At 62.6% G+C, this 13,924-nt stretch carries 14 protein-coding genes; all 14 read left to right on the forward strand.

The features are described 5' to 3' along the window. On the forward strand, positions 1 to 1,194 hold a 1,194-nt coding region (locus B2994_RS00900), incomplete at its 5' end, for an AMP-dependent synthetase/ligase (protein ID WP_291526526.1). 4 nt (positions 1,195 to 1,198) lie between these two features. After that, the gene (locus tag B2994_RS00905) at positions 1,199 to 1,687 is read left to right on the forward strand and encodes a peptide deformylase (protein ID WP_291526527.1); all 489 of its coding nucleotides are present in this window, start codon (positions 1,199 to 1,201) and stop codon (positions 1,685 to 1,687) included. 198 nt (positions 1,688 to 1,885) lie between these two features. Next, on the forward strand, positions 1,886 to 2,713 hold the full coding sequence (gene rpsB, locus B2994_RS00910) for a 30S ribosomal protein S2 (RefSeq protein ID WP_291526528.1): 828 nt from the start codon (positions 1,886 to 1,888) through the stop codon (positions 2,711 to 2,713). 91 nt (positions 2,714 to 2,804) lie between these two features. Next, on the forward strand, positions 2,805 to 3,659 hold the full coding sequence (gene tsf, locus B2994_RS00915) for a translation elongation factor Ts (RefSeq protein ID WP_291526529.1): 855 nt from the start codon (positions 2,805 to 2,807) through the stop codon (positions 3,657 to 3,659). A 228-nt stretch (positions 3,660 to 3,887) separates the two neighbouring features. Beyond that, positions 3,888 to 4,811 carry an aromatic amino acid DMT transporter YddG gene (yddG, locus tag B2994_RS00920; RefSeq protein WP_291526530.1) on the forward strand — a complete coding sequence of 308 codons (924 nt, stop codon included), beginning with the start codon at positions 3,888 to 3,890 and terminating at the stop codon, positions 4,809 to 4,811. Between the two features lie 85 nt (positions 4,812 to 4,896). Beyond that, positions 4,897 to 5,646 carry a UMP kinase gene (pyrH, locus tag B2994_RS00925; protein WP_291526531.1) on the forward strand — a complete coding sequence of 250 codons (750 nt, stop codon included), beginning with the start codon at positions 4,897 to 4,899 and terminating at the stop codon, positions 5,644 to 5,646. 72 nt (positions 5,647 to 5,718) lie between these two features. Beyond that, positions 5,719 to 6,273, forward strand: coding sequence for a ribosome recycling factor (gene frr / locus B2994_RS00930; RefSeq protein ID WP_291526532.1), 555 nt, complete (start codon positions 5,719 to 5,721; stop codon positions 6,271 to 6,273). Positions 6,274 to 6,313: 40 nt separating this feature from the next. Continuing rightward, positions 6,314 to 7,276 (forward strand): phosphatidate cytidylyltransferase, encoded by a 963-nt coding sequence (locus B2994_RS00935; protein ID WP_291526533.1) that lies wholly within the window; start codon positions 6,314 to 6,316, stop codon positions 7,274 to 7,276. A gap of 59 nt (positions 7,277 to 7,335) precedes the next feature. Further along, on the forward strand, positions 7,336 to 8,529 hold the full coding sequence (gene rlmN, locus B2994_RS00940; protein ID WP_291526534.1) for a 23S rRNA (adenine(2503)-C(2))-methyltransferase RlmN: 1,194 nt from the start codon (positions 7,336 to 7,338) through the stop codon (positions 8,527 to 8,529). Positions 8,530 to 8,649: 120 nt separating this feature from the next. After that, complete coding sequence (gene hisF / locus B2994_RS00945; protein ID WP_291526535.1) at positions 8,650 to 9,420, forward strand: imidazole glycerol phosphate synthase subunit HisF; 771 nt, start codon at positions 8,650 to 8,652, stop codon at positions 9,418 to 9,420. Between the two features lie 40 nt (positions 9,421 to 9,460). Then, positions 9,461 to 9,883, forward strand: a complete 423-nt coding sequence (gene hisI / locus B2994_RS00950; RefSeq protein WP_291526536.1) for a phosphoribosyl-AMP cyclohydrolase — start codon at positions 9,461 to 9,463, stop codon at positions 9,881 to 9,883. After that, on the forward strand, positions 9,883 to 11,454 hold the full coding sequence (gene trpE / locus B2994_RS00955) for an anthranilate synthase component I (RefSeq protein ID WP_291526576.1): 1,572 nt from the start codon (positions 9,883 to 9,885) through the stop codon (positions 11,452 to 11,454). Before hisI ends, trpE begins: the two co-directional genes overlap by 1 nt. 53 nt (positions 11,455 to 11,507) lie before the next feature. After that, positions 11,508 to 13,595, forward strand: coding sequence for a bifunctional indole-3-glycerol phosphate synthase/tryptophan synthase subunit beta (locus B2994_RS00960; protein WP_291526537.1), 2,088 nt, complete (start codon positions 11,508 to 11,510; stop codon positions 13,593 to 13,595). Between the two features lie 63 nt (positions 13,596 to 13,658). Continuing rightward, positions 13,659 to 13,924 (forward strand): tryptophan synthase subunit alpha (locus B2994_RS00965; RefSeq protein WP_291526538.1); only part of this gene is annotated, 266 nt, incomplete at its 3' end.

A 13,924-nucleotide genomic window follows, 5' to 3' on the forward strand; every position in this document is an offset into this window, starting at 1 on the left:
GGCATCAGGGGACGCGTCTTCGCCAAGGCGTTCGGCCACTTCGTGCAGTGGAGCAAGGATCAGCAGGATGGTCGCGGGCATGGCGTCGTCCGGCGCCTTGAGCATTCCTTCTTTATGGCGACGGTGGGATCCTCGATCAGGGACGCGCTGGGGCCGAACCTTGCGTTCCTCGCCTGCGGCGGCGCGCCGTTGAATGTCGATTTGGCCCATTTCTTCAACGGGATGGACGGCATCACCTTCATCCAGGGCTACGGCATGACCGAAACCGCCGCGCCGATGCTGGTCAACTGGGAGGAGGACAACGAGGTCGGATCGGTCGGCAAGCCGGGTCCCGGCATGGGCGTGCGCGTCGCAGATGACGGCGAGCTGCAGGTATGCGGCCCGAATGTGTTCCTCGGCTATTATCACAATCCCCGCTTGACCGCCGAGGCCAGAGCCGACGACACCTGGCTGAAAACCGGCGACCTCGGCGAAATAGACGATCGTGGCTTTGTGTTCATCACCGGCCGCAAAAAGGACATCATCATCACTGCAGGCGGCAAGAACATCAGCCCGGCGCCCCTCGAGGATGTGATCGAAACCTGCCCGATCGTGCAGCACGCCGTGGTGGTGGGAGACGGACGGCCCTTCGTCTCCGCCCTGATCGAGCTTGAGCCCGACATGCTTCGTTCCTGGCTCGCCAGCCAGGGGCTCGACGACACCATGCCTCTTGAGGAGGCAAGGGGGAACGATGCGGTGCGGGCCTTCATCCAGCAGTATGTCGACAAGGCCAACGCCAGCGTGTCGCGTGCCGAATCGGTGCGCAAGTTCGCCATCCTTTCCACCCAGTTCAATCAGAAGGACGGCACGCTGACCCCGAGCCTGAAGGTCGTGCGGCCCAAGGTGCTGTCGCGGTATGCCGATGTGATCGATGGTGAGATCTACGCGTCCAAAAGCGTCGCGAAGCCGTTGCCCGCCACCGTCAAGATCCTCGACGACACGGCGGTGACCGTGCAGCGCGCCGCCGAGTCGGTGCGCCAGGCCTCCGAAACGGTGAGCCCGATGGTTCGTCAGGCGATCGATCGAGCCAAAACCAATGTGTCGGATTCGCTTGCTAGCGTGCAAGGGAAAATGAAGAAGCCGGTTGACGTCCCGTCCGAGGAACAGGCCGATCACGCCGGGGCAAGCGAAGAACGCGAAGAAGAGGAGAAGTAGCGCCGTGGCCATTCGTCAAATCAGAGTTGTTCCCGATCCTGTGCTGCGCACGCCGTGCGACGAGATCACCAACATCACCCCGGCGGTGAGGCGTCTGGTGCGGGATCTGCTCGACACCGTGGACGATCCGGGGCGCGCGGGTTTGTCGGCCAACCAGATCGGTGTCTCCCTCCGGGCGTTCTCCTATAACATCGACGGCAAGATAGGATATGTGCTCAATCCGGTGCTGGAAGAGACCAAGGGCGAGCAATACGGCGACGAGGGATGCCTGTCGGTGCCCGGATTGTGGTACAAAACCCGGCGGGCGGACTACGCCCGCGTGCGTGGCATCGATCTGGACGGCAAGCCCGTGGTGCTTGAAGGCACCGGCATCATGGGACGCATGCTGCAGCACGAGACGGACCATCTCGACGGGCATGTCTATCTGGACCGACTGGAACGGCAGGAGCGCCGCGAGGCGCTGCGGTATATGCGCCGACAGCAGTCCAAGTAGTCCTGTATTCTTATCCTTCGTGTGCCCTCCCGGCCGAAGCGCAGTCGCAGGTGCTGAAGCCACCCGTATTGTCTACACGGCACACACCAAATTCGCGTCATGTCCGCGACGGTCCGTGTCGGTCGGCCAATCCGGTTTCGGAGAATGGCTGCATACGGATGCACATGACCAGGCAAGAACCGACAGAAAGGTAGTGCTATGGCACAAATCACGATGAGCGAGATGCTCAAGGCTGGCGTCCACTTTGGTCATCAGACCCGCCGTTGGAACCCGAAGATGAAGCAGTACATCCTCATGGAGCGCAACGGCATCCACATCATCAACCTGTTCAAGTCCCTCGAACTGATCGACAAGGCCTATGACTTCATCAAGGCCACCGTCGCGCACAACGGCACCGTCCTGTTCGTCGGCACCAAGAAGCAGGCCCAGGAGGCCATCGCCAGCCAGGCCACTCGCGTGAACATGCCGTATGTCTCCGAGCGCTGGCTCGGCGGTATGCTGACCAACTTCCAGACCGTCTCCAAGCGCGTCGCCCGCCTCAAGGAGCTCGAGGAGATGGACTTCTCCGACGTGCACGGTTCCGGTCTGACCAAGAAGGAGCTGCTGCTGCTCGAGCGCGAGAAGGACAAGCTGGCCAAGCAGCTTGGCGGTATCCGCAACATGAACCGCACCCCCTCCGCGATGTTCGTTGTGGACGTCAACAAGGAAGCCCTGGCCGTTGAGGAAGCCCACAAGCTCGGCATCCCGGTGGTGGCCCTGGTGGACACCAACGCCGATCCGGAATCCGTGGACTACCCGATCCCCGCCAACGACGACGCCATTCGCGGCGTCGAACTGCTGACCGGCCTGATCGCCGACGCCGTCGCCGATGGCCTGCTCGAGCGTTCCGGCCAGGCGGCCAAGGCCGAAGGCGAATCCTCCGAGCAGCCGATGGCAGCTTGGGAGAAGGATCTGCTTCAGCAGGGCTCCGAGACCGCTGAGGCTGCGCCCGAGGCGGCCAAGACCGAGGCCCCCAAGGCTGAGTGACCTCTTCGTTATGTGCCGAACGCGACGTTTCCGATGCCGCGGCCGGCACATAACGGCATCATGAGTTGTTTCATATAACTAGGGAGAAAACATGGCAGCAATTACCGCCGCTCTGATCAAGCAGGTCCGCGAGGATACCGGTGCCGGCATGCTCGACGTCAAGAAGGCCCTTACCGAGGCCGAGGGAGACGTGGCCCGCGCCAAGGAAATCATTCGAGCCAAGGGCATCGCCGCGGCCGGCAAGCGTGAAGGCCGCAAGGCCCAGGAAGGCACCATCGCCTCCAAGGTCGTCGAAACCGCCAACGGTGAAACCGGCTACGCGGTCGAAGTGAACTCCGAAACCGACTTTGTGGCCAAGACGCCGAAGTTCGTTGAGTTCGCCGACGAGGTGCTGGGCTACGCCGTCGCCGCCGACGCCGATTCCGCCGAGGCCGCCGACGCCGCCCCCGCCAAGGAGGGCACCGTCGAGGAGTTCATCAAGGAGGAATCCTCCACCTTCGGCGAGCATATCAAGATCGGCCAGTTCGCGAAGATCTCCGGCGAACATGTCGAGGTTTACGCTCACAAGAAGTCCGTGGAGATGCCGCCGAGCATCGTGGCCATGATCGCCACCGACAAGGCCGGCGCCGCCGTGGCCCACGAAGCCGCTCTGCAGATTTCCGCCATGGGCGCCAAGTGGCTCACCCGCGAGGACGTTCCGGCCGATGTGGTCGAGTCCGAGCGCCGCGTGGCCACCGAGAAGTCCATCGCGGAAGGCAAGCCGGAGAAGATCGTCCCCAGGATCGTCGAAGGCCGTCTGAACGCGTTCTTCAAGGAAGTCGTGCTTCTCGAGCAGCCCTATGTCAAGGATCCTTCCAAGACCGTCGGCAAGCTCTTTGAAGAAGCGGGCGGCAAGGCTCTCGCCTTCGCCCGTATCGAAGTCGGCAAGGGCGAGGACGCGGAGTGACGATCTCATGTGAACGCCTGCGCGGGCTGATCTGAGATTCCGAGAGAGGATCGACGGCCCCGGGTGCGTCACAAGTCCTTGAGGGGTTCTGCATCCACAGTGCGGAGCCCCTTTCACTATATTGGCCGCCCATGGCATCGGACCCATGGGCGGCTTGCCTCTGCATATATGCCGGCCCGGCCCGTAGCAACCATGCGCCCGGACCACTGCGAGAATGGGGAGAACAGGATGAATCAGGTCGAGCAAGGCGCCCATGTGCCGGCCGCGCGCGCCACCGTGGTGGGATTATGCGCAATTCTGCTGTGGAGTCTGATGACCGCGTTGGTACGTATCGTCGCCGATGCGTTCGGGGCGACGCTCGGCTCTGCGCTGATCTATACCTTCGGCGTGGCGCTGCTGATGATCTTTCACCGTCCCGCGCCCCTGAGGCTGGCGCCGCGCCGTTATCTGATAGTCGGCGGAGCGCTGTTCGTGTTCTATGAATCCGCCATCTCCCTGTCGATTGGACTTGCCCCGACGTCCATTGGATCGGTGGAGGTGAGCCTGGTGAATTATATGTGGCCGACGATGATGGTGCTCCTCTCCGCCGCACTTGCGCGGCCGAAACGGCAAGGAGCGGTATGCCGGGCGCTGCCGGGCGCCGTCGTCGCCACGGCGGGCGTGATCCTGGCCGTGGGCGGCAACTCCGGGCTTGACCCCACCGCCGCCCTCAGACACGTGACCGCCGATCCGCTGCCGTACGCCCTGGCGTTTGCCGGGGCCCTGGCCTGGTCGATTTACGCCGTGATCACTCCCGGCATGGCTCGTGGTTATGACGGCACATCCGTGTTCTTCCCCCTTGTCGCCGTGGCGTTATGGGTCATTCACTTCGCTTCCTCGCAGGGCTGGCCGCAGTCCGCGCCCGGGCCAATCGCCTGGCTTGCGGCCGTCGGCGCGGGCGCGGTGATCGCCGGAGGCTATGCATGCTGGGGGTATGGCATTTTGCACGGCAGCCTGAACACCCTGGCTGTCGCCTCGTATGCCACGCCGATATTGTCCGCAACGGCCAGCGCGGTCATGCTGCGGCTGACGCTGTCGCTGCCGTTTTGGTGCGGTGCGGCATTGGTCGTCGTTGGATCGCTTATCAATCTGCGGGTGAGTCGTCGCGGCTAACAGCGCATGTCGCTGCACACCCCGTCGTGCTGGACCGATATGCTTGGGTACCGGTATATCGTAGGCCTTGAGCAGAAAGGCGATTATGGCTAGCAAAGAAGCGGGTGACAACCCTCGCAGGGTTCTTCTGAAACTGTCCGGGGAAGCGTTCGGCGGCGGCAAAGTCGGTATCGACACGCATGTGATCCGGCGCATCGCAGAAGAGATCGTACCGGCCGTCAATAAGGGCGTGCAGGTCGCGATCGTCGTCGGCGGGGGCAATTTCTTCCGCGGCGCGGAACTGCAGCAGGCCGGCATCGACCGGTCGCGCGGCGATTACATGGGTATGCTCGGCACCGTGATGAACTGCCTCGCCCTGCAGGATTTTCTCGAGCAGGAAGGCCAGGCCACGCGTGTGCAGACCGCCATCACCATGGGGCAGGTCGCCGAGCCGTATATTCCGTTGAAGGCCATCCGCCATTTGGAAAAGGGCCGGGTGGTGATCTTCGGCGCCGGCGCCGGCATGCCGTATTTCTCCACGGATACCGTTTCCATCCAGCGTTCCCTTGAGATTCACTGCGACGAGGTTCTGATGGGCAAAAACGGGGTTGACGGCGTGTATACCGCCGATCCGCGCAAGCATGCCGATGCCAGGCGCTTCGCCACGCTGAGCTACAAACGCGCGCTGGTCGACAATCTCGCCGTGATGGATGCGGCGGCCTTGTCGATGGCACGCGACAACAAGCAGCGTATCCGTGTGTTCGGCCTTGAGGAGCCCGGCAACGTGACCCGCGCCCTCATCGGCGAGGAACTCGGCACGCTGGTCTCCACCGCCGAATCGGCGATAGCCGAGTAGCGGACGGCGTCGCGCCCAAGCACACGAAGAACGACACAGCAATCACAGCAGCAATACAACAAAGGAGCACACATGGCTACCGTTATCGACCAGGCCAAGGAGCAGATGTCGAAAACCGTCGAGAACACCAAGGAAAATTTTGCCGGCATCCGGACCGGACGAGCCAACCCGGCGCTGTTGAACGGCATCATGGTGGACTACTACGGCGTGCCCACGCCGATTAAGGCCGTCGCCTCCATTGGCGTGCCCGAACCCCGCACCCTTGCCATCACCCCCTTCGACGCATCCCAGGCCGCCGCCGTTGAAAAGGCGATCCGCAATTCCGATCTTGGCGTGAGTCCGAACCGCGACGGCAACGTCATCCGCGTCACCATGCCGGAGCTCACCGAGGAGCGTCGCAAGGACTACGTCAAGCTCGCCAAGTCCAAGGCGGAAGACGGCAAGGTGGCGGTGCGCAACATTCGCCGCAAGACGAAGGAAACCATCGACAAGTCGGTGAAGGACGGCGACATGGGCGAGGACGAGGGCGATCGTCTGCTCAAGGAGCTCGACAAGGTCACCAAGAACGTCACGGATGAGATCGATTCGCTGCTCGAAACCAAACAGAAGGAAATTCTCGAGGTCTGAGCGCCGTTCGCAGTCGTTTCGTCTCAACCATTATCGCATTATGGACAGTCACGATCAGATAGATGCCATCAACAAGCGCACCGGACGCAATATGCCCCAGGCCGTCGCCACAGCCGCCGTGCTTATCGCGCTGATACTGGTGTGTCTGCTGATTCGCATTGATTGTTTCGTCTGTCTGATCGTGTTGTTCATGATGCTCGCCTTGTGGGAGCTGCGTATTGATTTCGCCACGGCGGGTCTGCATATTCCCGTGGTGGCGTTGTGGATGTGCTCGGCGGCCGCCATGCTGGCGACGTATTATGCTCCCTGGCATTATGCGGCGATGAGTTTGAGCGTGATCGCCACGATTATCGTTGCCGTGCCCTGTTCCACGGCTCGGCTGAATTTCAGCAACCGCGTGCCGCTGGCCGTGGCCAGGAAGCTATCCGCTTCAGACGCCGCCATTCGCGCGAAGTCGTCGTTCGGCAACGGTGACCACGCTCCGCAGGCCAGCAGGATCGCCAATGTCGGCGTCACCCTGCTTGCCATCCTGTATATTCCGGTGCTGGCGTGCTATCTGGTGTTCCCGCTTACTTTCGGCGGTCATCCGGCGGCTCACGCCATCATGAGCGTGTTCCTGCCCGCGCTGTCGGACACGGGGGGATTGTTCTTCGGCGCGGCGTTCGGCAAGCATCGGCTGTCGCCCCGGATCAGTCCCAAGAAATCCTATGAGGGATTGCTGGGTTCCATTCTTTTCTCCATGGCCGGCGCCTTCGCCATCTTCGCCTGCACCTACGGGACGCGGGTTTGGGCGTCGCATTGGTGGGTTCCGATTGTGCTCGGCGTTGTCGTGGGTGTCGTGGGTACCTACGGCGACCTGTGCGCATCGCTGCTCAAACGAGATCTCGGCATCAAGGACATGGGGCATCTGCTCAAGGGTCATGGCGGCGTGCTGGATCGCGTCGATTCGATCCTGATGTGTGCGCCATTCATCGCGGGACTGCTGTTCGCCACGGGTTTGTGACGCACCCCTCCGTCTGCCACTTCGCGCTGGCCGTGGCGAGCCGTATAGTGGAGACCACTATGGCTGTTGAATCGCTTGTATCGCATGTTGAAACCCCCGAAACGGGCATCACTCCCGGCGGCACCACCGGCGCCTTCCGCGACGTCCTGTCCAAGGATCATGCCCGTCGGGGTAAGCCGCCGCTGCATTTTGTCGATATGACCCCGCAGGCGCGTGTGGCCGCGGCGCAGGGTCTCGGACTGCCCAAATTCCGCATCAAGCAGCTGGCTGGCCATTATTTCGGACATTGCGACGTGAATGCGGCCGAATTCACCGATTTTCCCGCGGCCAAGCGTGAAGAGGCCGCCAGGGAGTTTTTTCCCACGCTGATTACCGAGGTGACGCGTCAGGTGGCGGATGGGGGGACCACCATCAAAACCCTGTGGCGTCTTTTCGACGGCTCGCTGATCGAATCGGTGCTGATGCGCTACCCGAATCGCACCACCCTGTGCATCTCCTCGCAGGTGGGCTGTGGCATGGGCTGCCCGTTCTGCGCCACCGGGCAGCTGGGACTGACGCGCAATATGTCCGCGGGCGAGATCGTCGAACAGGTCCGGGTGGCGGCAAAAATGATGCACGACGGCGAAGTCGCCGGGGGAGAAGGGCGCCTGAGCAACATTGTGTTCATGGGCATGGGAGAGCCGATGGGCAACTACAACTCCGTGCTGTCCGCCGTTCGCCAGATCTCCGCCATGCCTCCCGACGGCTTCGGCATTTCCGCGCGCAATATCACCGTGTCCACCGTTGGCGTGGTGCCGGGCATCAGAAAACTCGCGGCCGAGGGAATCCCCGTACGCCTGGCCGTTTCGCTGCATGCTCCAAGCGATGAGCTGCGCGACGAGCTGGTGCCGATGAACAAGCGCTTCAACACCGAACAGGTGCTCGATGCGGCGCATGACTACTTCCTTGCGTCAAAGCGCCGCGTCTCCATCGAGTACGCGCTGATGAGGGGCATCAACGACCAGGCCGAGCATGCGCGTCTTCTGGCCAAGCGCATCAACCATTACGGTGACAATTGGGCCCATGTCAATCCGATCCCGCTTAACCCGATCGAAGGATCGAAATGGACGGCCTCGAAACCGGAGGACGAACGCCGCTTCCTTGATATTCTGCATCATGCCGGCATCACCGCCACACTGCGCGACACGCGCGGACAGGATATCGATGGCGCCTGCGGGCAGCTGGCGGCCAAGGAGCATGACGATCGGAGCTGATGCACCCGCATCAGGGCGGGACTGTCCGGAATACGGACCCATGTAACGTGCGGTGGGTAGGCTTAAGCAGCTGGCATCCGTTTTGCGGGGATGCCTGGTCCAAGCCGAAGGGAGAGTGTGATGTCGCTGGCGGTACGAGTGATTCCGTGCCTGGATGTGGATGCTGGACGTGTGGTCAAGGGCGTGCATTTCGAAAATCTTCGGGATGCCGGCGATCCGGTGGAGCTTGCCGGCGAGTATTACCGTCAGGGCGCCGATGAACTCACCTTCCTTGACGTGACCGCTTCAAGCTCACACCGCCAGACCATGATCGATGTTGTCAGCCGTACCGCCGAGCAGGTGTTCATTCCGCTGACGGTCGGCGGCGGCGTGCGCACTCCCGAGGATGTGGATTCCCTGCTGCGCTGCGGAGCCGACAAGGTGGGCGTCAATACGGCGGCCATCAACGATCCCGCACTTATCAGCCGGGTGGCGGATCGGTTCGGCAATCAGGTGCTCGTGCTGTCGGTGGACGCTCGCCGCGAGCGTGGCGAGCAGCATACGCGGTCCGGATTCGAAGTGACGACGATGGGCGGTCGAAAATCCACCGGCATTGACGCTATCTGGTGGGTGAAACGGGCCGAGGAGCTCGGCGCCGGCGAGATCCTGCTGAACTCCATGGATGCGGACGGCACGCAGGAGGGCTTCGATCTTGAAATGATCAGGGCGGTGCGGCGCGAGGTCGGCATTCCGATCATCGCTTCGGGCGGAGCCGGCAAGGTCGAGGACTTTCCCCCGGCCATCGCCGCCGGCGCGAACGCGGTGCTTGCCGCATCGGTGTTCCACTACGGCAAGCTGACGATCGGCGACGTGAAAGCCGAACTGAAAAAAGCCGGCTATACGGTTCGATGAGTGGTGCTCCGAACACCGGAAACACAAAGGACATGAGGAAATGACGCAGGACGCAACAATGCAGTACGACAACAGCTCCGCCCTTGACCCGCGTATCGCGGCAAGGCTGAAGCGCGACGGCAAAGGCCTGGTGGCGGCGGTGATACAGCAGTACGACACCCGCGAGGTGCTGATGGTCGGCTATATGAACGACGAGGCGCTGCGCCGCACGCTCACCACCGGCCGCGTCACCTTCTGGTCCCGGTCCCGCCAGGAGTACTGGCGCAAAGGCGACACCTCCGGTCATGTGCAGTACGTGAAATCCGTGTCGTTGGACTGCGACGGCGACGCGCTGCTGGTTGAGGTCGACCAGGTGGGCGCGGCATGCCATACCGGCAAACGCAGCTGCTTCCTGGAGGGCGGCCCGCTGCCGGTGAAGGTCGGGCATCGTACTGCGCAGCAGCGGGAGGAGCAGAAGCAATGATGAGTGGAGCAGCCAACGCCAATAGCGTAAAGGATCTCGGATGGGGGGATACGTGGCCGAGCCGCGAGCACTTCCATCAGCTTGCCGACGAGGGGTATCGCGTCATCCCGATCGTTCGTCGGCTGCTGGCCGACTCGCTGACGCCGGTGGGTTTCTATGAACGTCTCGCCGGGGGCAAAAGCGGCACCTTCATCCTTGAGTCCGCGGAATACGGCGGCAACTGGAGCCGCTATTCCTTCATCGGCGTGAATTCGCTGGCGCAGTTGCGCGCCGACGAGCACGGACAGGCCAACTGGCTTGGCAAGGTTCCTGCCGGCGTTCCCGAACACGGTGACGTGATTGATGTGGCGCGTGCCACGCTCGCCACATTGAAGTCCCCACATGTGGACGGCTTGCCGTCCCTCACCTCCGGTTTGGTGGGCACGGTCGGCTGGGACGCCATCCGTCATTGGGAGCCGACGCTGCGCGGCGACGCCCCGAATGAAACCGGCCAGCCCGAACTGGTGCTCGCTCTCGCCACGGACATGGCCGTGGTGGATCACGTCTCCGGTTCGGTATGGCTGATCGCCAACGCGGTGAATGTCGACGACAAGCCGGCCCGGGCGGACTCGGCCTTCGATCAGGCAGTCGATCGTCTGGATCGTATGCAGCGCAGCGCCTCGACCCCCACGCCGGGAGAGGCGCGCGTGTCGGTGATCGATCGGTCCGTGCGTCAGCCGGAGCTGCGCTTCCGCACGGCCAAGCACGAGTACGAACAGTGGGTTGAGGCGGCCCGCCAGCATATCATTGACGGCGACGTCTTTCAGGTGGTCGTCTCCCAGCGCCTCGACATTGATTCGCCGGCCGACCCATTCGACGTGTACCGGGTGCTGCGCACGCTCAACCCGAGCCCCTATATGTATTTCATGGCGCTGACCGACGCCCGGGGACGTGATTTCAACGTTATCGGATCCAGTCCGGAAACGCTGATCAAAGTGGACAACGGCCACGCCATGACATATCCGATTGCCGGGTCGCGTCCCCGCGGCGCCACGCCGGAGGAGGATGAGCGCCTCGCCAAGGAGCTGCTGGCGGATCCGAAGGAGCGTTCCGAGCACATCATGCTGGTGGACTTGTCGCGCAATGACCTGAGCCGTGTCTGCGACCCGGAATCCGTCGAGGTCGTCAGCCTGATGGATATCAAGCGGTTCAGCCACATCATGCATATCTGCTCCACCGTCACCGGCCATGTGCGCAAGGACCTGTCGGCCTTCGACGTGTTCACCTCCGCATTTCCCGCCGGCACGCTGTCCGGCGCTCCCAAACCGCGCGCCGTGGAAATCATCGACGAGCTCGAGCCGGCCGATCGGGGCATTTACGGCGGCACCGTAGGTTATTTCGACTTCTCGGGCAACATGGATATGGCCATCGCCATCCGCACCGCTTTCCTGCGCGACCACGAGGCCAGCGTCCAGGCAGGTGCCGGCCTGGTCCTTGACTCCGTGCCGGCCAACGAATGGCAAGAGACGCGCAACAAGGCCGAAGCCAGCGTGGAAGCCGTCCAAATCGCGGCCCAACTGAAGACCGTGTGACGCATCGCAGTCTACAGTTGCGGTGCAGCCTCAGGACAACCAAAGGGAGGACTATGTCGGTACTTGACGAATTGGTGGCGGGCGCTGTCGAAGACGCCAAGGCTCGCGAGAGCAGAATCAGCCTCGAACGACTTAAGGAATTGGCCTCTCAGGCCCCCGCCCCGATCGATGCCAAGCGATGGCTGAAACGGCCCGACCATATTCCGGTCATCGCCGAAATCAAGCGGGCCAGCCCCTCCAAAGGCCATTTAAGCGATATTCCCGATCCCGCCGCACTGGCCCGCGAATATGAGGCCGGTGGCGCATCGGCCATCTCCTGCCTGACCGAGGGACGACGTTTTCTGGGCAGCCTTGACGATTTCGACCAGGTGAAGGCCGCCGTCGGCATTCCGGTGCTTCGCAAGGATTTCATCGTCAACGACTATCAGATTTGGGAGGCCCGAGCGCATGGCGCCGACATGGTGTTGCTGATCGTGGCTGCGCTCGACGACACCCGACTCGGGCATCTGCTTGATCTGGCGCACGAGCTCGGCATGACGGTTCTGGTGGAAACCCATACGCCCGAGGAGATCAAGCGAGCCGAACAGGCCGGCGCGAAGGTGATCGGCATCAACGCCCGTAATCTGAAGACCCTGGCCGTTGATGTCAACAGGTATCGCGAGTTGGCCTCCGACCTGCCCGACGACGTCATCAAAGTCGCCGAGTCCGGCGTATTCGGCGCCGTCGAGGTCGAGGACTACGGCCGCGCCGGTGCCGACGCCGTGCTGGTGGGCGAAGGCGTGGCCACCGCGGACAATCATGAGCTTGCAGTTGAACGACTAGTAAAGGCAGGAGCAAGAGTGAAAGCATCCGACACCACCCCGCTGAGCACGCATGAGGGACCGTATTGGGGACAATTCGGCGGGCGATATGTGCCCGAGGCGCTGATCACCGCGCTTGACGAGTTGGAGCGCGTCTATACGCAGGCCAAGAACGATCCGGGATTCCAGAAGGAATTCATGACGCTGCAGCAGCGCTATGTGGGACGTCCCAGCCCCCTGACCGAGGCACCGCGCTTCGCCAAGCTCATTGAAGACAAGGTCGGCATCCTGCCCCGCGTGTTCCTCAAGCGCGAGGACCTGAACCACACGGGCGCGCATAAGATCAACAACGCGCTCGGCCAGGCCCTGCTGGTCAAGCGCATGGGCAAGACACGCGTGATCGCCGAGACCGGCGCCGGGCAGCATGGCGTGGCCACGGCGACCGTATGCGCCATGCTCGGCCTGAAATGCCGCATTTACATGGGGCAGATCGACGCCCGTCGCCAGGCGCTGAATGTGGCCCGCATGCGCATGCTTGGGGCCGAAGTCGTGGAGGTCACCCTCGGCGACAGGATTCTCAAGGACGCCATCAACGAGGCGCTGCGCGACTGGGTGACCAACGTGAAGGACACCCATTATCTGCTTGGCACGGTGTGCGGTCCTCATCCGTTCCCCGAAATGGTCCGCGACTTCCAGAAGATCATCGGCGAGGAGGCCAAGCAGCAGCTGCGTGATTGGTACGGCATCGATCATCCCGATGCCATCTGCGCCTGCGTCGGCGGCGGCTCGAACGCCATCGGCGTGATGAACGCCTTCCTGGACGACGAGCGCGTGAATCTTTACGGCTATGAGGCCGGCGGCAACGGCCCGGAATCAGGCAAGCACGCCATCCGTTTCGCTCCCGGCACCGGCGAGCTCGGCATGTTCCAGGGCGCGAAGAGCTACCTGCTGGAAACAGACGAGGGCCAGACACGCGACACCTATTCCATCTCAGCCGGTCTCGACTACGCCTCCGTCGGCCCGGAACACGCATGGCTCAAGGAAATCGGCCGCGTGAACTACTCGTGGGCCACCGACGAGGAGGCCATGAACGCCTTCCGCGATCTGAGCCAGACCGAGGGCATCATCCCGGCCATCGAAAGTTCCCATGCCGTGGCCGGCGCCTACAAGGCCGCCGCGGATCTCAAGGCCAAGGGATATGAGCATCCGGTGATGATCATCAACATCTCCGGACGTGGCGACAAGGATATGGCCACCGCCGGCAAATGGTTCGGATATCTGACCGACGACCAGGCCAAGGCGCTTGAAGTCACCGGAGCCCATGGCGACAGCGTCGCCTGACCACCGGCGACGATCCGTTCGGTCGAAGGACATTGAGCATATGAGGAACGAGAAGGAACAAGCATGACTAACGCAGCAACCACGCCCTCCGGTCAGCCGCTGGGCATCAGCCACGAACCCAGCAAAACCGAGCAACTGTTCGATCGTCTCGCCGAGGCCAACCGTCCGGCATTCATCGGATACCTGCCATATGGCTTTCCCAACCCCGAGGTTTCGCTGAAGGCCCTCAAGACGTTGGTGGACCACGGTGTCGACGCGGTGGAGATCGGATTGCCGTATTCCGATCCGGTTATGGACGGTCCGGTCATCCAGGCCGCCAGCCAGATCGC

The sequence above is a fragment of the Bifidobacterium sp. UBA744 genome (assembly GCA_002298605.1).
Taxonomy (GTDB): domain Bacteria; phylum Actinomycetota; class Actinomycetes; order Actinomycetales; family Bifidobacteriaceae; genus Bifidobacterium.